Source organism: Paraglaciecola sp. T6c, from assembly GCF_000014225.1.
GTDB lineage: Bacteria > Pseudomonadota > Gammaproteobacteria > Enterobacterales > Alteromonadaceae > Paraglaciecola > Paraglaciecola atlantica_A.
The window spans coordinates 2519391-2538372 of record NC_008228.1 but is presented as its reverse complement, the minus strand read 5'-3'; the positions used below and the strand labels follow the sequence as shown (position 1 = coordinate 2538372).

The 18982-nt window shown below is 42.5% G+C and carries 18 protein-coding genes; 6 read left to right on the top strand and 12 right to left on the bottom strand.

All coding sequences use genetic code 11. The features are described from left to right. Positions 1 to 20: 20 nt before the first annotated feature. The 3 genes from PATL_RS10675 to PATL_RS10665 all read right to left on the bottom strand — a co-directional run bounded on the left by PATL_RS10675 (position 21) and on the right by PATL_RS10665 (position 3837). The gene (locus PATL_RS10675) at positions 21 to 2273 is read right to left on the bottom strand and encodes a heavy metal translocating P-type ATPase (RefSeq protein WP_011574897.1); all 2253 of its coding nucleotides are present in this window, start codon (positions 2271 to 2273) and stop codon (positions 21 to 23) included. Further along, on the bottom strand, positions 2263 to 2694 hold the full coding sequence (locus PATL_RS10670) for a MerR family transcriptional regulator (RefSeq protein ID WP_011574896.1): 432 nt from the start codon (positions 2692 to 2694) through the stop codon (positions 2263 to 2265). Before PATL_RS10670 ends, PATL_RS10675 begins: the two co-directional genes overlap by 11 nt. A gap of 222 nt (positions 2695 to 2916) precedes the next feature. Next, the gene (locus PATL_RS10665) at positions 2917 to 3837 is read right to left on the bottom strand and encodes a diguanylate cyclase (protein ID WP_011574895.1); all 921 of its coding nucleotides are present in this window, start codon (positions 3835 to 3837) and stop codon (positions 2917 to 2919) included. 355 nt (positions 3838 to 4192) lie between these two features. Between PATL_RS10665 and PATL_RS10660 the strand changes: the two genes are divergently transcribed. Both PATL_RS10660 and PATL_RS10655 read left to right on the top strand, forming a co-directional pair. After that, complete coding sequence (locus PATL_RS10660) at positions 4193 to 5191, top strand: 2-hydroxyacid dehydrogenase (RefSeq protein ID WP_011574894.1); 999 nt, start codon at positions 4193 to 4195, stop codon at positions 5189 to 5191. Further along, positions 5169 to 6287, top strand: a complete 1119-nt coding sequence (locus PATL_RS10655; protein ID WP_011574893.1) for a 6-phosphofructokinase — start codon at positions 5169 to 5171, stop codon at positions 6285 to 6287. Before PATL_RS10660 ends, PATL_RS10655 begins: the two co-directional genes overlap by 23 nt. A 19-nt stretch (positions 6288 to 6306) precedes the next feature. Here the strand turns inward: PATL_RS10655 and PATL_RS10650 are convergent, their stop codons facing one another. The 3 genes from PATL_RS10650 to glgC all read right to left on the bottom strand — a co-directional run bounded on the left by PATL_RS10650 (position 6307) and on the right by glgC (position 9054). Next, a complete protein-coding gene (locus PATL_RS10650; RefSeq protein ID WP_041714400.1) occupies positions 6307 to 6654 on the bottom strand; it encodes a rhodanese-like domain-containing protein in 348 nt (115 codons plus the stop codon). Between the two features lie 78 nt (positions 6655 to 6732). Then, complete coding sequence (locus tag PATL_RS10645) at positions 6733 to 7527, bottom strand: helix-turn-helix domain-containing protein (RefSeq protein ID WP_011574891.1); 795 nt, start codon at positions 7525 to 7527, stop codon at positions 6733 to 6735. A 207-nt stretch (positions 7528 to 7734) separates the two neighbouring features. Further along, complete coding sequence (gene glgC / locus PATL_RS10640) at positions 7735 to 9054, bottom strand: glucose-1-phosphate adenylyltransferase (protein WP_011574890.1); 1320 nt, start codon at positions 9052 to 9054, stop codon at positions 7735 to 7737. Positions 9055 to 9407: 353 nt separating this feature from the next. Here glgC and PATL_RS10635 point away from each other — a divergent pair, with 353 nt between their 5' ends. Both PATL_RS10635 and PATL_RS10630 read left to right on the top strand, forming a co-directional pair. Beyond that, positions 9408 to 9923 (top strand): hypothetical protein, encoded by a 516-nt coding sequence (locus PATL_RS10635; protein ID WP_011574889.1) that lies wholly within the window; start codon positions 9408 to 9410, stop codon positions 9921 to 9923. Positions 9924 to 9984: 61 nt separating this feature from the next. Further along, on the top strand, positions 9985 to 12189 hold the full coding sequence (locus PATL_RS10630; protein ID WP_041713688.1) for a response regulator: 2205 nt from the start codon (positions 9985 to 9987) through the stop codon (positions 12187 to 12189). An 84-nt stretch (positions 12190 to 12273) separates the two neighbouring features. Here PATL_RS10630 and PATL_RS10625 read toward each other — a convergent pair whose 3' ends face one another. The 5 genes from PATL_RS10625 to PATL_RS10600 form a co-directional block, all read right to left on the bottom strand. Further along, complete coding sequence (locus PATL_RS10625; RefSeq protein WP_232283316.1) at positions 12274 to 13269, bottom strand: phospholipase A; 996 nt, start codon at positions 13267 to 13269, stop codon at positions 12274 to 12276. A 178-nt stretch (positions 13270 to 13447) separates the two neighbouring features. Next, on the bottom strand, positions 13448 to 14548 hold the full coding sequence (locus PATL_RS10620) for an OmpA family protein (protein WP_011574886.1): 1101 nt from the start codon (positions 14546 to 14548) through the stop codon (positions 13448 to 13450). A gap of 591 nt (positions 14549 to 15139) precedes the next feature. Further along, positions 15140 to 15670 carry an RNA polymerase sigma factor gene (locus PATL_RS10610; RefSeq protein ID WP_011574885.1) on the bottom strand — a complete coding sequence of 177 codons (531 nt, stop codon included), beginning with the start codon at positions 15668 to 15670 and terminating at the stop codon, positions 15140 to 15142. Between the two features lie 23 nt (positions 15671 to 15693). Then, positions 15694 to 16524 carry a mechanosensitive ion channel family protein gene (locus tag PATL_RS10605; protein ID WP_011574884.1) on the bottom strand — a complete coding sequence of 277 codons (831 nt, stop codon included), beginning with the start codon at positions 16522 to 16524 and terminating at the stop codon, positions 15694 to 15696. Next, positions 16521 to 16754, bottom strand: a complete 234-nt coding sequence (locus tag PATL_RS10600) for a hypothetical protein (protein WP_011574883.1) — start codon at positions 16752 to 16754, stop codon at positions 16521 to 16523. Before PATL_RS10600 ends, PATL_RS10605 begins: the two co-directional genes overlap by 4 nt. A gap of 473 nt (positions 16755 to 17227) precedes the next feature. On the opposite strand from PATL_RS10600, the gene bfr (PATL_RS10595) reads away from it, so the two are divergent. Next, positions 17228 to 17707 carry a bacterioferritin gene (gene bfr / locus PATL_RS10595; RefSeq protein ID WP_011574882.1) on the top strand — a complete coding sequence of 160 codons (480 nt, stop codon included), beginning with the start codon at positions 17228 to 17230 and terminating at the stop codon, positions 17705 to 17707. Beyond that, the gene (gene bfr, locus PATL_RS10590; protein WP_011574881.1) at positions 17707 to 18174 is read left to right on the top strand and encodes a bacterioferritin; all 468 of its coding nucleotides are present in this window, start codon (positions 17707 to 17709) and stop codon (positions 18172 to 18174) included. Before bfr (PATL_RS10595) ends, bfr (PATL_RS10590) begins: the two co-directional genes overlap by 1 nt. 167 nt (positions 18175 to 18341) lie before the next feature. On the opposite strand, the gene PATL_RS10585 is transcribed toward bfr (PATL_RS10590), so the two are convergent. Beyond that, a complete protein-coding gene (locus PATL_RS10585) occupies positions 18342 to 18794 on the bottom strand; it encodes a hypothetical protein (RefSeq protein WP_011574880.1) in 453 nt (150 codons plus the stop codon). Positions 18795 to 18982: the final 188 nt, after the last annotated feature.

Here is an 18982-nt window from a genome sequence, read left to right as displayed (position 1 = left end):
ATGTCTTAAGAAAATACGCTCTAAGCTGATTTATTAACCTTAAAAAAACGTAATCGATTTGCGTTACTCACCACGGTTAACGACGACAATGCCATGGCCGCGCCTGCGACAACAGGATTAAGTAAAATGCCAAAAAATGGAAATAACACACCGGCGGCAATGGGAATTCCAGCAACGTTATACATAAACGCGCCGACCAGATTTTGTTTTATATTGGTAATGGTGGCTTGACTTATTGCCAACGCATCAGCCAAACCATGTAGGGAACCGCGCATTAACGTCACATCTGCACTTTCAATCGCGACATCTGTGCCTGTCCCTATCGCAAACCCCACATCAGCTTGCGCAAGTGCCGGGGCATCATTGATGCCATCCCCTGTCATACCAACAACTTCTCCGTGTTTTTGACGCTTGATTACTTCCTCCACCTTGTCTTGGGGCATAACCTGGGCGATGTAATCATCAATGCCCACTCGTTTTGCTACTGCTTTCGCTGTAGCCTCGTTATCACCGGTGAGCATGACAAGGTGAATACCTTTGTTTTGCAACCGTTTTATGGCAGCTAAAGAATCGCTTTTAATCGGGTCTGATACCGCGATCAAAGCACTCAGTTTTTGGTCGACCGCAAAATACATAGGCGTTTTAGCATCATTTGCTAGTGTCCCTGCTTGTTCAACAGCAACGCTAACGTCTATCCCAAATTGATGCATTAGTGCTTCATTACCAAATAACAAATGCTCACCGTTTAGGTAGCCTGTCACCCCTTTACCGGTGATCGCGTCAAACTTGGTGACTGCATTAAGCGGGTAATCGCGCTGTTTCGCATACCCCACAATTGCTTGGGCTAAGGGGTGCTCGGATTGACTCTCTAAACTGGCTACTAACGCCATGACACAAGACTCTTGACGTTGTTCAAACGTTGATATGTCGGTTACTTCGGGCTGGCCTTGGGTAATTGTTCCTGTTTTGTCCAGCAGCATAGTGGTGATTTTTGAGGCGCTTTGTAATGCCTCGCCATTCCTGATCAGTACTCCAGCCTCGGCCGCTTTACCAATTCCTACCATAACAGACATAGGTGTCGCTAAGCCGAGCGCACAAGGACAAGCAATAATCAGCACGGTAGTCATAGCCGTTATGGCATAGGCAATGGCTGGCTGAGGCCCAAAATTGAGCCAGGCCAAACCTGTTATCACTGCTAAAATCATGACAATTGGTACAAAGTAACCAGAAATCACGTCCGCTAAGCGCCCTATTGACGGCTTCGAATTTTGCGCCTTTTTAACCATATTAATAATATGAGATAGAGTGGTGTCTTTGCCCACATGGGTCGCACTAAACAACATACTCCCGGTCTTATTAATACTGCCGGCAACCACCTTGTCGCCCACGGTCTTGCTAATCGGCATGGGCTCACCGGTTAACATCGATTCATCCACTGTGCTTTGCCCATCTGTCAGTTCGCCGTCCACAGGGATTTTTTCACCGGGTCGCACGCGCACGATATCGTTAAGTTGAACTTGAGCTATGTCAACGTCTTCTTCTTCCCCATTTCTCACCACTCGTGCGGTATTGGGTTGCAAGCCAATCAGTCTTTTAATCGCCTCAGATGTGCGCCCTCTTGCCTTGACTTCAAACGCTAGCCCGAGATTAATAAGCCCTATGATCATTGCTGATGCTTCAAAGTAGACGTGTCTCGCCATTTCAGGTAGCAGGTTGGGTACTAGTATGACCAACATAGAGTAAGCCCAAGCAGTGCCCGTCCCAAGTGCTATCAAGGTATCCATATTTGCTGAGTGATGTTTGAAGGACTGCCAAGCACCAATATAAAAGTGTTTTCCCGTGCCTATCATTACGCTTAACGTAACAAGCCCTACAATCGCCCATCCGATGCGCTGATTAGACGTGTTAACACTCATATCGCCAATAAATAAGCCATACAGCATTAAAGGGATACCGAGGCCCAAAGCAATTACCATATTGCGCATCAAATTGTTGTAATGCGCTTCATCGGCTTGGGCTTTTTCAGCTAATGCATCCTGCTCTGACCCCGAATTCATCGGTGTGGCGTTATAACCAATATCCGTCACAGAATGGATTAATGAATGACTGTTTACATCGCCGTCAATCGTGACGGTTCGTTGCGCAAAATTCATTTCTACACCGGTCACTCCCTCTACACTTGCTAACGCTTTCTCAATCTTACTCACACAACTTGCGCAGCTTGCTCCCTCAATCATAAAGGATTGTGTTTTTACTTTGCTTTTACTGCTCATTTTGGGCCTCCATCGCTATGGGGTCGACAAACGATTCAATCAAACTACACACCTGTTCTGCACTGGCACCATCAGGTGCCTGGTCCCATTGTGCTACAGCTGATTGCATGCGATTACGCAGCGCTAACGTTTCGTTAAACAGCACCTCAGTTTCAGCTAGTCGTTGGGTAATGAGCTTTCTTGTTAACGGGCACGGACAATTGCCCAGCTCCGATTCGCTAATAATGCTGTGTATGTCTTTTACCGAAAATCCCAATTGCCTTGCACTTAAAATAAAACGCAAGCGGCGTAGATCGCTAGCGCCATATGAGTGATAGCCATTCGTGTCACTAATGACAGGGTTTAGTAGCTTCACCCGAGTGTAATAGCGCACTGTGTCGGATGTTACACCGACAAGATCTGCTAATTGCTTGACCAACATATTGTGCTCCTCTGCGTAGGCTGACTTTGAGCGAGTGAATGCATGTTAAACCTATGTGCCACTCATAGGTCAAGTACAAAGTGTTGGACGACAATCAGATCTATGCTGGAAGCCTAATGCACTGAGCCCCTCGAAGGTAAGACAGTGTGAGTGTGCTTGACTTAACAGGCCAGAATGCTTGAGACAACAAACGAGAATGAACAGCAGTGAAATGGTGAAGTCTTATACGACCTTGTTACGCCCTGTGTGTTTGGCTTTATATAGGTTTTTATCTGCTATAGAAATAAGATCACTAGAATAATTCTGGTCTGGCAAGATAGTAGATACACCTATACTGACCGTCAAAATTTGATGCGGTGACAGCCGATGAGAGATTTTAAGTTGGTCAACAGCCTGTTGAATCTTTTTAGCAACATGCTTTGCGCCGCGTTCGTCTGTGTTAGGTAACACGCACGTGAATTCTTCACCACCATATCTTGCCGCAATATCAGTTGGGCGATTTAAACTGCTCCTTACCGTTAAGGCCACAAGTTTCAACTGGTCGTCGGCCACTAGATGGCCGTATTCGTCGTTGTACTGCTTGAACAGATCAACGTCGACCATGAGTAAAGAAATTGGCTGATTAGTCCGTTTTGCTTGCGCTACCTGCTTCGCCAAATACTCGTCCAAATAGCGCCGGTTGTACACCCCAGTTAGGCCATCAAGGTAGGCTAGCTTCTTAAGAACATCAGCTTGAAATTTTAATGTGAGGTGCGCCCTAACACGGTTTTTCAACGGCAACGGATTCACCGGCTTGGTCATATAATCAATGCCACCGGCTTGCCAGCACGCGTTTTCTTCTTCTGAGCGCTGCAATGAGGTAATAAATACAATAGGAATGTCACTTATTTCAGGATCGTTCTTAATAATTCTACAGGTGGTAAGGCCATCTAAATTCGGCATAATAACGTCCATCAGGATCAGATCCGGTGCGTCACGTAAGCAAATATCTAACGCTTCTTGGCCCGTTTTAGCGAAGTTTAATTGGTAGCTATCCCCCAGTATCTGGTTGATCACCTGAATATTAATAGGTTGATCGTCCACCACTAAAATTTTTGCATTCGCTAACGAGTCGTTAGTCAGGAATGTAGTGGGTTGATTCAAAAGTAAACTCCTTTCTAGTGAATAAAAAACATCAGTTCTGCTTTTTCAATAGTAATTATTAAGCAAAATCCATTCCTAAACTTGGGAACAAAATAACACGGCAGTGGCTTATAAAAAATATCACGTTAACTGAATAAAAATCACTACAAGATATGCTAAAAGCGACGAGCAATTCATATTGTCGACGCTCTATTTGAGTAAGTTAATCTAAATATTATATAGATAAATCTTAAAAAAAATTATAATAAAAAGGACGAGTAAAAAAATGAGAAAATTGCTCACTATCAATTTGTCCGAACAGACAATGAGTACAATATTTTTTTGCTAACGGGTATCACGCTTAAGGAACAAATTGATGAAAATTGCTTTTTATAATACCAAAGCCTACGACCGAGAATATTTTACGCAAGAAAACAAAGAGCATCATCACGACATTCGCTATTTTGAACCGCATTTAAATGCTCAGACGGTAAACTTGATAACCGACGAAGTAGCAGTGTGTGCCTTCATTAACGATTGCCTAAATGCCGAGGTGCTTAGCGCGTTAAAAGACAAAGGCATTCAATTAATAGCTCTTCGCTCTGCGGGCTTTAACCACGTTGATTTAGCATCTGCAGAACAGCTGGGTTTAAGCGTGGTTCGCGTACCTGCATACTCACCTTACGCCGTTGCTGAACATGCTGTCGCCTTACTGATGACCCTTAACCGGCGGGTTCATCGAGCCTATAACCGCGTCCGAGAAGGTGACTTTTCACTTAATAATTTAATGGGTTATGACATTCATGGCAAAACGGTAGGCGTTATTGGTACAGGCAAAATTGGCCAAATTTTCAGCAAAATAATGCTTGGCTTTGGCTGTCGTGTTATCGCCTATGATGTGCAAAAAAATGACTCATGTATCGATGGCGGCGTTGAGTACGTGTCGCTAGAAACACTGTTTCAACGAAGTGATATTATCTCACTGCACTGCCCCCTTAATGATTCAACTCATCATTTGATTGATGAAGCAGCATTAACAAAAATGAAACCTAACGTAACGATTATCAACACGAGCCGTGGTAAGTTAATTGATACTAAGGCGGCGATTAAAGTGCTTAAAGCAGGCAAGATCGGGTTATTAGGATTAGACGTTTACGAGGAAGAAGAAGCACTCTTTTTTGAAGACTTATCAGACAGCGTCATTCAAGATGACGTGTTTTCGCGCTTGACTACCTTTCCAAATGTACTCGTGACTTGTCATCAAGCTTTTTTCACCAAAGAAGCAATGACAAAAATCGCACAGGTCACCTTAGATAATATCGATCAGTTTGAACACAATGGAGCCGTCGTTAATGGCGTTACTAACCCACAATAACCTGCGCGTTGGAATATTGACCGGCGGTGGCGACTGTCCTGGTCTAAACGCGGCGATACGTAGTGTCGCGAAAACACTTATGCTGACATCAAACGCTGAAATCGTAGGCATTGAAGATGGATTTTTAGGCTTTATTGAGCGTCGTAGTCGACCCATAAGCTATCAAGATTGCAGTGGAATCTTTGCGTTAGGCGGTACGATAATCGGTACCTGTAACCGTGCAGATCCCTTTAACTATAAAGGCAAAGACTGCTCTGGTGAGGTTAAAGCCTATTACGATCTACTGCAATTAGATGCTCTGGTTATCATAGGCGGAGATGGTACGTTAAGTATTGGCTATGAGCTGAGCAAATTAGGCATCAATGTCGTTGGCGTCCCTAAAACCATAGATAACGACTTGATGTGTACTGAGCGAACATTTGGTTTTGACACAGCGGTTAGTATTGTTACCGATGCTATTGACCGTTTACGCACCACAGGACAATCTCATAAGCGGATCATGATTGTTGAAACAATGGGACGTAACGCCGGTTGGATAGCCCTTCATGCTGGAGTTGCAGGGGGTGCAGACAGCATTCTTATACCTGAATATCCTTACGATATACAACGTGTTGCCAAAGCGTGCACTGAACGTATGGGCTCCCATCACTTTTCTATCGTGGTGGTTGCAGAGGGAGCAAGGCCAGTCAATGGCCAAGTAAGCGTAAGAGAAAATATTGTGGATAGTCCAGAGCCTTCCCGATTAGGGGGGATCGGAGAACAATTGAAGGTGCAATTAGGCGAGTTTATGGATGCAGAGATACGAGCAACTACCTTAGGCCATATTCAGCGTGGCGGCTCCCCTACATCTTTCGATAGAGTATTTGCCACTAATTTGGGCAGTTATGCCGCCAAATTAGTGGAAAGTAAACAATTCAACCGCGCTGTGATCCAAAAAGGCAATAGACTTTCCCACGTCGCACTTGAGAGCGTGGCAAACAAGACGCGTAATGTACCTGTTGATGACTTAACACTTCAAACCGCTATCGCGATGGGAATTTGCTTCGGCACCCCGGACTTGACACCCAACACAAGTCGAGACTTAATATTGGACTAAACGCCTCTTCCTCGAATGATCAAGCATGGGCCTGAATGATATTTTTTAATTCTCCAGTCACTACATAGAGATGGGTATATCCTACTCGGTGCAATTGCTCCGCACTCAGTGCTGCGCGCACCGCACTGGCACAATGTAAATATATAGGCCGGGATCTATTCGGCTCTAAGGTGAGCATTTTCATTTCTAATATGCCACGAGGAATATTTATTGCTCCTGTGACACTTTCTGTTTCATGCTCTGATGGCTCACGAACATCAATCAGTAAACCATTGTCTTTTGCTCGATTAACTGCAGCCGTATCGCAATCAAAATGTGGGATATGCTGTTTAATTTCTTCAACTATTTCTAATAATGTTTTAGCCATATCTAACCTTAAATTCATTGAAAATGATCTGATTAGCTTAACCCAACGTCCTTAGTGAGTCATTGATGGTTTTGGGTATTACTGGATCATGGCTTGCGAAGTATACGAATTCGCATGTAATAACGCCGTATTGGATTGCATAAATAATGAATCGTTTTCTTCTACTTCAAAACGACTCAATGCTTGTAATTTAGGTATATCCAACAAGGTAACTTGGCGTCTTTGAACTTGAATAAGGCCTTGTTGTTGCATCGTCGTAAGCAAACGACTAATGGTTTCGATTGCCATGCCAAGGTAATTAGCAATATCGATACGTGTCATACTTAACGTTAGCTGGTTGCTAGACAGCCCTCTTTTAGCGAGTCGAGCCGAGAGATCTAGTAAAAATCCTGCCACGCGCTGTGCAGATGTCATACAGTGATAGCTCATGGTTTGTTGTTGTTGCATCAGTAAGCTTCGGCTCATATTACCCAAAAGCTGTTGACGACCCTGCTCGGAATTCGCCAGCAAAGCATTCACTGAATGCAGACTGATATAGCACACACTGCTAGTTTCTAAAAATGTGACCGTTTGCGCGTGTTGCAGTTGTGCAAAGCCATCAGTACCTACTAAATCGCCCGGAAAGCAGAAGTCAACGATTTGCTCTTCAGCATCCATAGATGAAATACTCGCTTTAGCTGAGCCAGAGCGCACAATATATAAAGCGTTAAACGCATCACCAGCACAAAACAGTTTGTCACCCTTATGGTAAATTTTGTGGGTCAAAACCGGATTATTTGATTTATTTGCTAGTTGTTCCGCTTTTTCTGTACAGTTTCTTGATAGAGCGCAATGTTCACACGTTGGGCCTTGTATAGAATGAGACTGGGTCATAGTGAATTCCTTATAAACGTTCTGGCTAAGCAGGTAGTGTTTATTATAATAACCACCTGCTCAGCTATTCGATATGCGGTGTTGTGCGTAATCGGTTTCGGTTTATACCTATAAACTCAAGCGACGACTCTTTTAAACCCGCATGGTTCGATTTTATAAGGTATTACACGCCCAACTTTCGGCCTACTATAGACCATAAATGATCACTTAAGAATGAAGGTGTTTAGGCTGTGAATAACGTTGAATCGCATGCTCCCAGGGCGCTTGTTCCCGCAGGTTTTCAAGCATGTTCTGGGTAACCAATACAATGCCATTCGGACTTACCCTAAAGCCACGTGCTTGATCTTCGTCGTGATCAAACCCAATGTTCATCCCACTCGGAACACTGCAATTAGCAGCAATAATGGCGCGATGAATATTCACATCACGACCAATCTCTACGTTGGGCAAGATGACTGACTCTGTTATTTTGCTGTAGGAATGAACACGCACATCTACAAAAAGCAAAGAGCGGTCAATAGTCGCCCCCGAGATAACACAACCGCCCGAGACCATTGAGTCAGTTGCACTACCTCGTCGATTGTCATTGTTAAACACAAATTTTGCTGGGGGGGATTGTTTTTGATAAGTCCAGATAGGCCACGAATCATCATAAATATCTAATTTCGGTGTCACCTCAATTAAATCGATATTTGCCTGCCAGAAAGCATCCAATGTACCAATATCTTTCCAATAAGGTTTGAGTCCGTAAAGAGAGTCAGTGAAGCGAAACGCATGCACTTCGTAATCGGCAATACATTGAGGAACGATATCATTACCAAAGTCATGCTCCGAGGTTAAGGAATGAGCATCTTTTTGTAATTCGTTTAGCAGAAATTCAGTGTTAAACACATATATACCCATTGACGCCAATGCCAGGGCGGGATCCTCGGGCAAAGGCGACGGCGAGTCAGGCTTTTCATCAAAAGACACAACACGCCCTGATTTATTTATTTGCATCACACCAAAAGCATTCGCCGCCTCATGGACAGGTACTTCAATCCCCCCTATTGTAACGTCCGCACCACTTTGCACATGCTGAGCTAACATGTCTGCATAATCCATCTTGTAGATATGATCACCCGCAAGCACCAATACATATTTGGGGGACTGCTCTTTGATAAATTCAATATTTTGAAACAAGGCGTCTGCAGTACCTTGGTACCAACGCGATGAACATTGCTGACTCGCTGGCAACAATTCTACGAATTCACCCATATCACGATTAAGGTGGCTCCAGCCTTGTGACAAATGACGTAATAGTGAGTGCGATTTATATTGGGTGGCAATACCAATTTGCCGAATGCCTGAGTTAACACAATTTGACAAAGTGAAATCTATGACACGGAATTTGCCCCCAAAATGCAATGCGGGTTTTGACTGATGCTCAGTTAACTCTTTTAACCGCGTGCCCTTGCCACCGGCAAGCACCAATGCAAGCGTATCTTTCGTTAACTGACTAACATATCTCGATGCGGCATAAACCATGATTTAACCTCCTTTGATGAGCAATAAACACATAGCAGAATAAGCAGCCAACAGTATGCGCCTCTTCATCTTAAAGTAAAACGACACGACACATTCCCCTGCCCGTTAGCATTCTACCTATATAAAAACAACGTTTTAATGCCAAATACTGAACAAATCGTCTGTTCAATGTTATACCTGGTGAAGTTTATTTACCATTCATTTACTGCAATTTAATGCGCAGACCGTTAATGCTTGAATATGTACTGCGCAGGTGTTCTTAACCCAAGGCGTGAAACATACGCCTAAAGTACAAGTGACTATTTTGCGTAAAAGATTACTCTGAACGTAAGTAGATAGGAGTAGGTAATGTTATGCAGAGCTTAATAACAGTGTGTGTCGCTTTAATTGTTTTGAGTTTCCCTGCATCAGCAGATGATCACGGTAAGCATCGTGTTTCAATTAGGCAGATCAGTCATCAACTTAACCAGCAGTTCCCATTTGCATTGGATTTTAATGGCATTAAAGCCGCGTTTTTTGCTCCCAAATTAGTATTAAACGTTTTAGAACAACACGTGACCGTTGAGTTTTCAATGCTTGCTCAGCGCCATGGTGAGAGCATTAATATTCCGTTTAAATTAACCGGCAATATTGTGTTTGATCCAATCAATAGACAGCTAATTTTAAACGGCCTGTTATTCGACAATGCGCTAGCGAGGAGCGAACTGGTAAGTCAATCTTCCAAAGTAGTAGAGATGATTGAGCAAACCATTGTGGAGCATTTTCCTGATATCACGCTGGCTGATTTTAATTTTTTAGGCGCCTCACTGGCCCCCGAGACAGCGATTGGATTACTTATTCAGCCCCGTCACGTGCAGCTCAGTTATTAGCACTGACTGAGCGGTAATCAGCTCGACAACCCGACTACTGACGCCACTTGGATGACATATTTTGAATATTGAACACATTGTTAAACAAAAGATTAGGCGTTGCTATGTCATTTACGCAGTCGTGAGCTTGATATTACTTTGTCTGCCTTGGTTGTATGCTTATTCCAGCGCACAAGATAGAGCTAAAGCGAGTGAGTTTGTTCAATTATCCTCTCAGCAGTCACTGCTTGTTCGTGACATCACGCTAAATTTATATCGTTTTGAACAGCCGCTCGCCATTAAAGAAAAGCGCGTTTTGAGACGTCAGAGTATCGTTTTGATGAAGCAATTTAGTGATAATCACAGTTACTTTTTAATTGCTGACTTACCACGGAATGTCTTTCAAGGAGGTAATCACTCCGTTCATGATCTGTATTTTTCTAACTCAGCTAACATCGATAGCCTGTCAAAAGCGTTTTTTGCTTATGTTGAACAAATTATTACATCAGGATTGATCGAAACCCGAAACAACCAAGCCATTGAATCCAACAAGTATAATCCGCTAGTAGATCATTTAGATCAAGCAGAAGCACAATTTACTGAAAATGAAAAACAAGCCCGTCGACATATGGTTAACGTTAGCATTCTTGCTAGCATTATCAGTTTGATTGTCTTTGCAATAACGATCGTGGCCCTAATCTATCCTATCGAACAAATGCTTTTTAAACTGATAAATCGGTTTTCTCTTAATACCAAGCGCGCATATCGAGTAAAGCGAGATGCCGGATTGGACCAACAAACAAAGAATCAATTTCTGTCAAATATGAGCCACAAACTACGCTCTCCTATTAGTGGCATGTTTGGCATGCTCGAGCTAGCCAGCCAAGAAACAGATATAGATAATCAAAAAGCTTACATTCAAAAAGCGCAAAAAGCGGGCAATCAACTTTTGTCCCTCGTGGATGAGTTATTAGACATATCACGCATCGAAGCAAAAGTACTAACCTTTGACAAAATTGATTTTGAACTGCTGACCGTATTAGATTCAGTTATCGCCCCTACTGCTTCTAGTGCTGAAACGAAAGGCTTAACCTTTTCCTACAATGCGGCTTCCGCCCTTCCTCAATTCGCTATAGGAGACCCACTTAGGCTCACTCAAGCATTAAAGAGCCTGCTAGATAATGCAGTAAAATTTACGGTAAACGGTGGAATTTCAGTCAACGTTAAACTTAGTATCGTTAACAAGCATTACATGCTGGACGTTTTTATAAATGATACTGGCGTTGGTATAGAGCAAGACAAGCAAGATCAAATTTTTAATAAATTTTTCCAAGTCGACAAAACAAAAAACATTGCGATGAGCGGTGCGGGGTTGGGATTAACCATTGCGAAAGAATTTGCACAAGGAATGGGCGGGGATCTTGCGTTAAGCAGTACTTTGGGAAGAGGCAGTACGTTTACACTTTCTGTACCACTTGGGCGAAGTGAAAAGTGTGTTGGGTCAAATACGCCACTGAACCTTAATCCTAAAGCGAAGTTCGCCGTAATTGATGATCTAGAAACTAGCCGTTTACACATTTCACATATACTGCAAGAAGATGGTTTCACGGTAGATTTGTTTGACTCCGCTACCCAATTCTTGCTTATGAAAGACGAAATTTTAGATTATGCAGGGTTAATTATTGATATTCATATGCCTGGGTATAACGGCTATGAATTAGCGGAAACTATCCATGCGATGTTTGGTACCAGTGCCCCGCCCTTTATCTTCATATCAGCTTCGCCTGAGTCCATTCGTCATGATCGATTTAATACCGAACATATGTGGCAAGGTTTCGCAAAACCAATGGATAAAAATCGATTTATTGACTCAATCAGAGTGCTGTCTGACAAAAGCTCTTTAAAAACAGAAGCCTTTGAGCCTGCTAGCGTACTTCTTGTGGAAGACGAGCCAATTAATGCAGAGGTCGTTAAAACAATGCTCGAGCGAAACGGACACACAGTCGAAGTGGCAACGACTGGTGCAGCGGCTCTTCATTTAGCAACAACGGTACCTTTCAACTTAATCTTAATGGATATTAACCTGCCCGATATGAGTGGTATTGAAACAACAAGATGCATTAAAGCCCAAGGTGTGGATACTGAAATTGTAGCGCTTACCGGCAATGCCTACGAAGAAGACAAACTAAAAACAAAGGAAGCTGGCATGAGCTATCACTTGGTGAAACCCGTTATGTATCATGAATTGAACAACGTGATTAAATTAGCTCTACGCGTTGCACATTAAGCTAGTGAGGACAAAATGCGTTAGCATGCTTAGAATTTAAGCTAACCGCCCACTTTATCACGCAGAGCCATTTGCCCACTTCACTTATAACCAGTTGGTAAGTTTAACCCCAAGACCCAAGCGTTGAGTATGTTGATTGTAATAGATTAAGCTTTCTCCGTATCCATTGAAGTACTCCACATACCCTCTGAGATGACGAGTGATTGGAAAGGTCCAACCCAGTTGCACTGCGCCGCGATTATCACTTCTAAGGTTATTTCTCAACAAGAGTTCTAAGGTGTGATTGTCAGATATACTCCATACTCCGCCAATTTCACCATACCCCATGTAGCGCTCGATATACGGGTTGTCGTCTCCGTCTGGATCATCAAAAGACTGCTTATCTTCTTCTGGTATTCGCCACCATGTTCGTAAACCCCAAGTGACATTCGCATTCTGCGCAAAAACAACACCACCAATAATACGATTCCAACTTCTGGATAACTCGCCTGTTTGACCATTAGATTGATGGTTTAGCGATACGAAAGTTTGCTCTATCGGTAACCCGAGCAAACTCCATGGACGGCTATAGTTAAAAATAATTTCAGGCTCGTAATTTGTTTCTCGAAATGGTGCCGATATCTCCCCATTGTAAGCTTGCCAATAGCTAGCGACCGTAAAGGCAACTTGTACATCAAGTCCATCCCACATTAAATCTTCAACCGCTAAATATTTCAAAGAGATTTGAAATTTTGCTTCTGTGTCTTGGTATTTTTCAGCTTTAGGATCTCCCTCGTAGGGCCGCTTGCTGATATTGGCAAAAGTAACGGGTAATAAGTAATTCGGTTTGTGAGGTAAGAGCGCAAATGGATTGAGTGACGCTCTATGTTCGAGGCGATCTCGTTTCTGCACACGGTTGGCGCTGTCTTGTGAGCAGAGTGCTCGTATCTCCCCGAGCGTTATTTCATCGGCAGATAATTCCATTTGTTTGAGCATACATTGCTCCAACGATTTTTCACCAGAAGCAAGCTGCTGCGCCGTGCTTATGCATGGAATTAACGCTAAAGCGCAGGAAAATGAATAGGTTAAAAAGATTTGCACAATAAATACCTGTGTAGAGTTATCGTTTTATACAGTTCGCAATGTTAATGCTTATTCTGCAAATAGTATGTCATAAAAAAGGCACTCATTAGAGTGCCTTTAGCATAAATATCCATATCACGACTGCTTTTACAGTGCTAATTAGTTAATGCAGTGCACAGCAAAAGACAAACGTGTTTTATTTTGATACTGCAATCTTGACCGTTGCTGTGACATAAGCTTCTATACGACGGTTTTTCTGATGCGCTTCTCGGGTATTGGCCGAGTCCAATAATTTCGTTTCACCGTAGCCGACTGCTTCTAAGCGCGAGCCAGCAATGTTGTACTGAGCGACTAGATATTGACGAACATTTTGTGCTCGCTCAACTGACAATTTCATATTGTATGCATCCGTGCCTGGCGCTGAAGCGTAACCTTCTATTACAGCGTTGGTTGTTCCGTAACGGCGCATAAAATCAACAAACTCTTGCACGCTAGCACTATCAATATTCTTCAACTTACTTGAATTATTGTCGAACATAATTTTTAGCGACATTGTTTTAGACTCTTCAGTGAAAATACTGCAACCTTTGTCATCTACTTTGTCGTTCATTGGCGTGTTAGCACACGCATCTTTGGCATCGATTACACCATCATTGTCGCTATCAACCGCTGTCATCGGGCAACCATCAACATCAACGCTTGTTCCATAAGGTGTATTTGGGCATAAATCGCGTTGGTCAATGACACCATCGTTATCTGAATCTTTACTGACTCGCTTACCACCGGTTTTACCAAAACTATACGCTAAACCAAGTTTGGCGCTGTACTCAGGGTTACCTTGACCAAAGTCATAGTACCCTGCAAGTTCGGTGATCACTTTCCATTTGTCGTTCAACTGCCAATGGGCACCTAAACCTAGATCAGCCATACGGTAGCTTTCGTCAAAGCGCTGGTTTTTCAGACCACCAAAAATGTAATAGTTGCTCTGATTGATGAAGTACATCGCATCTACACCGATACGCTCACCGGTTATGTTGCCATTACCTGTGTCGGCATCTATGTCTAACTTAGCCACTTCAAAACGAAAACCCCAATCTGGATTTAGTTTAACTCCAATTTCGCCGCCCCAGCCTAACCCACTGTCATAATCAGTGTTAGGCTCAAATTTGTCAGGATAAACTGAGTAATACTCACCAAATACGCCGCCCCAAATCTCTTTTTCAGATGATGATTGAGCGTGAGCAGTTGCGCCAATCAAGGCACAAGAAATGGCTACTGCTAGCGTGTGTTTTTTCATTATTATTTCTCCATTAAGTGTTTATATTTTTATTTTTTAACGTCGCCAACACAGCTAAGGCTGCATTAGCGAGATAGTTGCTGAATAGACGCTGCCTATTCAAAAAAGTCACTGAATTGCCGTTTATTTTTTCTGGGGCAGTAATTTTCTAAATGGAACGAGGGCCCCTATAATAATGCCGACAAGCAGCGTGCTTAAAATTAAAAGTAATCGCGGCATCGCAAAATCCCAAAAGAGAAAAGATACATAATCTAACTGCATATTTTGCAACACAAATATGGCAAATAGGACGACCAACACTATGTAAGTGTTGCGTTTAAAATGGCCTTTGAATAAATTCACTGAATCACTCCTGTGCTAGTCAATATTGCGCGTTAACGTCGCGCAAAGGTTTCTATATACCCTTGCTGTTAACCTGCTTTGAGAAATAGACGCTGGTTGTAACCAAAAAGTCACAAATTCAATGTAAATGCAGAGGTTTATGAACAGAGGGGTTATTAATGGAGGAAGTTATAAACAGCGAAAATTATTAATCAATGTTCATAATATTATGACTTTGCTTAATGGTGATGGGTCTTATGAAGGCAGATGTCACTGCTGGGATAAATCGCTTTTCACTTTGTCGAGTGCGCGATAATAGCGCATCTTACTGGCACTTAACGCTAAACCTAACTGCAAGCTTATTTCGTCAAATGAGCACTCTAGTATCGCTTTCATGACCACTATTTCCCGGTCTAGGGGCTCCAAGCTTGCGAGCATTTGTTCAGTTGCTCCAAGGTCGAGCTCTTCCTCGGTTTCGGACTCTTCTTGATTTAACAGATGACTGATATCGTCTACGCGCTTTTTTTCACGTAATACATCCATAGCGGTGTTACGCGCGATGGTAACCACCCAAGGAAAAAACTTATCATGCTCTTTGAGTTGCTCTAGCTTGTGCCATGCAGTCATGAAGGTGTCTTGCAGTACATCGTCTACTAACGACGAGTTGTACAGAACCTTCGCTGCAATATAAGCGGCGATTTTCCCTTGATATCGTCCATACAGCTTAGCAAAGGCCATCGATGCATCGCCGCGGCGTTGCAAAGTACGTTTTACTAGTTGAACATCCGTTAAGTCATGCACATTAATTAACCGCTACATCAGGCTTAATGTATGGTCAGTCCGTCCAAAAACACTTTGTTATCAATTACTTTTAGGCTTTCGTCCGATGTACGAATAATGGTGACCACGGCCGTAATCTCTACCACGTTGCCCTTAATACCGTCCTTTGTAGTGACGGTATCTCCAACTTTGACCGTGTCTGATATATATAAAGAGTAAATAATGTTCTGCGAAGCTTCACGGCTTCCTAAACCTAACGAGATAGCAGTACCAACCCCTAGCGTCGCAAGGGCAATGGCGATGATCGTATCCAGTATCACAGTGTCAATATCAAGCTGATTGATAGTCAAAGACAAGGTTAAAATAGCGACCAATCCATATGCCGCTTTTGACAACGGCCGAGCGAAATCAAACTCTGCGGCTTTGGCGGCATTGAAAATAGCGTTTTTAATTAAGTTGGCAGCCGCAAGTCCAAAAAGCAGGATTAACGTGGCAGCAATGATTTTAGGAATAAAACGTAGGAACTGATCCATCGTTTCGCCCAATTGTGATAAGCCTAATGAATCTGCGGCGGTTACGATAAAGACCAAAAAAGTAATCCAAAATACCAACATGGCGAGTGTGCTAGATACAGACACGTCTTTACCAAACTTGGTCAACTGCTGATCTATACCAGTGGCCTTCGCTAATTTGTCTAGGCCCACTTTATTCAATACTGCAAAGACTGCGAAGCGCAAAACCCGTGATATAAAATAGCCCACAAGCAGAATGACGAGTGCTGCAAATAACGAAGGGATGAATGCGGCGATTTCTTCTAGCAGCGCTGCAAGGGAGCCCGACACCGCTTCAAACCAAATACTAATATTCTCTTTCATTGAGGTTTAACCTTTTTCTTTAATAGTTTTTTACTGTGGCTCATCATCAGTGGGGCAAAGAGCGTTAACAACATAGAGAAAACACCATGCACGCCTAAGCGCACGAGTTCTTTTGATTTATCGTGCTTCACCACTTTCGCTGCCATGGCCTCAGGCTCTGGAAGCACTTGATTGGTCAATGCACCTTTAGCAAGCTGACGCTCAAGTGCTTTATATTCATCATCACTCATGTATTTTCTCCTACGTGCAGATGTACACTTTATCACCCGAACAGATCCCAACTAGGAACGTGTAACACTTTCCAGATAAGCGCTAGAGGCGATGTATTATATATTGGACGAAGTGCGACGCTAAAAAGTCACACATTTAATTTAAATTTCTGCACTCATCAGCAAGTTACTCATTAAGGCAAGTAAATATGGCGTTGTGTGATTTTATTCCCGACTATGCTGTCTTACGACACCACTGCTATTATACTTGCTGATTAACGACACTGAACGGAGTGTCGACTGTATCATTTTAGCCACGTTTTCTGCGCGGTTAAGAATCAAGATACAATCATCAATTATTCTCATTTCTATTATCTATCTATATGAAATAAAAGGTTTTTTTTGATTTGCTCGCAATAGTATTCTATACTCCGCGCATTCGGTTACAGATAGGGCTGCTTTGCACCTTATCACACGATTCAATAGGTGAAATTATGTTGCGCAGCAAAAAAGTTGTTTCTGCATTAAACGATGTGTTAACTGGCGAGCTTACGTCAATTAACCAGTATTTTCTGCATGCTCGAATGTATAAAAACTGGGGCTTAAATGCGCTAGATAAAAAATGCTATAAGAAGTCTATTAAGGATATGAAACAAGCGGATGCAATCATCGAGCGCGTATTATTCTTACAAGGCTTACCCAACTTGCAAATGTTAGGCAAGTTGTTGATCGGTGAAGACACCGAAGAAATGTTGCAATGCGATGCAACGTTTCAAAAACATCAGATCCCTGTGCTCAAAGACGCCATTAGTTTATGTGAGCAGGAGCAGGACTATGTGTCGCGCGAACTATTAGAAGATATTCTAGAGTACGAAGAAGATCATCTAGATTGGATTGAGACGCAAGAATATCAAATACAACACATGGGCTTGCAAAACTATCTTCAAGCTCAAGTGATTGAAGGGGAAGACTAATGAAAGGTAAAAGTAACGTTATTTCAGGCCTTAATGCCCTACTCGCTTACGAATTAGCTGCGATGGATCAGTACTTTGTACATTCACAAATGTACTTAGACTGGGGCTTAAACAAATTATATGAACGTATCAATCATGAGTTTGATGATGAAAAAGGTCATGCAACTAAGTTGATAGAGCGTATGTTGTTTCTTGAAGGCACGCCGAACATGGTTGATCGTGACGGTTTGGTGATTGGTACTGATGTTCCTTCGATGCTGGAAAGTGATTTGCGCGTAGAATATGCAGTGGGTGACAAACTAAAAGAAGTCATCGCTCTGGCAGAAACTGAACAAGATTATGTCACTCGGGACATGTTAATGGTTTTACTCGATGACACGGAAATGGATCATGCCCATTGGCTAGAGCAACAACTTGGTTTAATTAAACGTATTGGTCTGTCTAATTACTTGCAGTCTCAGATGTAAACTACAGCAGCAAATTATTTCTGTCATCAATGCCTAGTCAGCCCCTGTCTAGGCATTTTTTTTGAGTCTGACGTGTACAACGAGTTCTCGGTTGCTTACTTTACACTTAACATTATCATCGTGCTTGAACCGCCCAATGACTAACCTTCGACATTATCAATAGCCACTCAATAATGTGTTTCAAAGTTAAAGAACACTCGTTTCTCATCCTCTGTGGCTGGATTGACAAAAAGTAACACTAGTTGCCAGCGCATATCTCGTTCACTGCATGCCCCTAGAAACAACAAATTTTCTGAGACGGTTTTATTGTCTACGGTCGCGACTCTGGTATTCAATAATGCAGTCTGCCCCATATACATATTCACACCTTGCACGTAACTCTGCTGTAAATCGTATTGACTTGGGTAGACCAATTCTATGCTCAGTTCTTCTTCAACTTCAGCATTTTGTAAAAAACGCCCAGAAAATTGAACGCCATTTAGATCTACTTTGCACTTGTTTGTGCCGCTTAACTGACACTGAGCTCCCTTTTGCGCACTCACATTAACGACTGAATTAACGTAAACAATACAAATGATGAGTAAAATTAATGCAAATGGCCAAAAACGAGTGATAATCATACGATTCACGAGCTGCTATTTTAATAACTTGATTTGTATCAAGTTTGCAATATAGAAACACGGCTTACAAGTGTGTTTGAGCCTATCTTTTTGGGCTCATTTTGATTATTATACGCGGGTTTTTAGTATGCTAATTTTGTGTATGGGTATTGCTTACCTTAAATGATGTACTTATACACAAAACGAAC

Excerpts from the sequence above, each read along its gene's own strand:
- PATL_RS10645 (WP_011574891.1), bottom strand. The coding sequence starts at position 7,527 with ATGACCCAGTCTCATTCTATACAAGGCCCAACGTGTGAACATTGCGCT.
- PATL_RS10655 (WP_011574893.1), top strand. The coding sequence starts at position 5,169 with ATGGCGTTACTAACCCACAATAACCTGCGCGTTGGAATATTGACCGGC.
- glgC (WP_011574890.1), bottom strand. The coding sequence starts at position 9,054 with ATGGTTTATGCCGCATCGAGATATGTTAGTCAGTTAACGAAAGATACG.
- PATL_RS10585 (WP_011574880.1), bottom strand. The coding sequence starts at position 18,794 with ATGATTATCACTCGTTTTTGGCCATTTGCATTAATTTTACTCATCATT.
- PATL_RS10600 (WP_011574883.1), bottom strand. The coding sequence starts at position 16,754 with ATGAGTGATGATGAATATAAAGCACTTGAGCGTCAGCTTGCTAAAGGT.
- bfr (WP_011574882.1), top strand. The coding sequence starts at position 17,228 with ATGTTGCGCAGCAAAAAAGTTGTTTCTGCATTAAACGATGTGTTAACT.
- PATL_RS10670 (WP_011574896.1), bottom strand. The coding sequence starts at position 2,694 with ATGTTGGTCAAGCAATTAGCAGATCTTGTCGGTGTAACATCCGACACA.
- PATL_RS10675 (WP_011574897.1), bottom strand. The coding sequence starts at position 2,273 with ATGAGCAGTAAAAGCAAAGTAAAAACACAATCCTTTATGATTGAGGGA.
- PATL_RS10605 (WP_011574884.1), bottom strand. The coding sequence starts at position 16,524 with ATGAAAGAGAATATTAGTATTTGGTTTGAAGCGGTGTCGGGCTCCCTT.
- PATL_RS10660 (WP_011574894.1), top strand. The coding sequence starts at position 4,193 with ATGAAAATTGCTTTTTATAATACCAAAGCCTACGACCGAGAATATTTT.
- PATL_RS10635 (WP_011574889.1), top strand. The coding sequence starts at position 9,408 with ATGCAGAGCTTAATAACAGTGTGTGTCGCTTTAATTGTTTTGAGTTTC.
- PATL_RS10650 (WP_041714400.1), bottom strand. The coding sequence starts at position 6,654 with ATGGCTAAAACATTATTAGAAATAGTTGAAGAAATTAAACAGCATATC.
- bfr (WP_011574881.1), top strand. The coding sequence starts at position 17,707 with ATGAAAGGTAAAAGTAACGTTATTTCAGGCCTTAATGCCCTACTCGCT.
- PATL_RS10620 (WP_011574886.1), bottom strand. The coding sequence starts at position 14,548 with ATGAAAAAACACACGCTAGCAGTAGCCATTTCTTGTGCCTTGATTGGC.